This is a genomic window from Sphingobacterium endophyticum (assembly GCF_009733535.1).
GTDB lineage: Bacteria > Bacteroidota > Bacteroidia > Sphingobacteriales > Sphingobacteriaceae > Sphingobacterium > Sphingobacterium endophyticum.
This window is the reverse complement of the sequence record NZ_SMMI01000046.1, coordinates 1-1168: the sequence shown is the minus strand read 5'-3', so window position 1 is coordinate 1168 and position 1168 is coordinate 1. Positions and strand designations below refer to the sequence as shown.

1 protein-coding gene is annotated in these 1168 nt (G+C 45.4%); it reads left to right on the top strand.

From position 1 onward, the window contains the following. The first annotated feature begins 44 nt into the window (after window positions 1-44). Complete coding sequence (locus E0Y80_RS20520; RefSeq protein ID WP_231596121.1) at window positions 45-1028, top strand: ISAon1 family transposase; 984 nt, start codon at window positions 45-47, stop codon at window positions 1026-1028. Window positions 1029-1168 lie beyond the last annotated feature (140 nt).

Here is a 1168-nt window from a genome sequence, read left to right as displayed (position 1 = left end):
TGCTCGAATGACTACGGAATTCGGGCTTTTTTTAAAGAAGATATTTGGATAATCATCCTGTAAGTGCCCAATTGGTAGGCCTGTTCTTCCAAATGGACGGTAAGCAACTACAGGATCAATACAAGAACCATCTCAGCGACTTCCATGACTGGGAGCAGAAACCCCATGCAGAGAGCTGGACATTGTTTCCTGAAAATATATCCGAATACCTGAGCATCGATGAGACCAGTTTTAGCAACGGCGAACTTTACACCATTGTTAGCAGTAAGTCGGCAAAAGGGCGTAAAGGGACGATCCTGGCAACCATTAAAGGCACAAAGGCTGAGGATATCATGGCTGTCCTTGAGCGAATACCCTTGCGCTCTAGGAATAAGGTAAAGGAAGTGACCATGGATATGGCCCCCAACATGGCCAAGGCTATACGAAGGTGTTTCAGGAACGCCAGACGTGTGGTCGATCGTTTCCATGTCCAAAAGCTAGCCTATGATGCCGTGCAGGAACTCCGTATCAAGTATCGTTGGGAAGTCCTGGATGCAGAAAGCAAGAAGATAGTGGAGTCGCGAAAGCGAGGGATCCCGTATGAACCCGAATTGTTGCCCAATGGAGATACGCTCAAACAGCTATTGGCCAGGTCCAGACACCTTTTGTTCAAGCATCCCAGCCGATGGTCCGAAAGTCAGAAAAACCGAGCTGAACTGTTGTTCCTGCGGTTTCCCAAGCTAAAACAGGCCTATGACCTTGGAATTGCCTTAGGTGACATCTTCAACAAATGCAAGGACAAAAAGGTGGCTTTTACAAAGTTGGGTCTCTGGCACAATCAGGTTGAGAATGCGGGCATTGCTTCCTTTGAGAGCGTGGCAAGGTCCATTGCAGCGCATCATCAATACATTCTTCACTACTTCGACAACAGAAGCACCAATGCATCCGCAGAATCTTTCAATGCAAAACTTAAAGCTTTCAGGAGCGTCTTTCGTGGCGTAAGGGACACGACATTCTTTCTGTACAGAGTGATGAAATTGTATGCTTAAAAATCTTTACCCCCCAAACTTTGGATCATGTACAAAAGTTGTGGAGGGGATAAAAAATAATTAGATATTTGTGCTTTGAACTTATATAGAGATGCACGATTCATTTAAAGCTTTAATGCCGCTTATCATTCCTGAAGGAG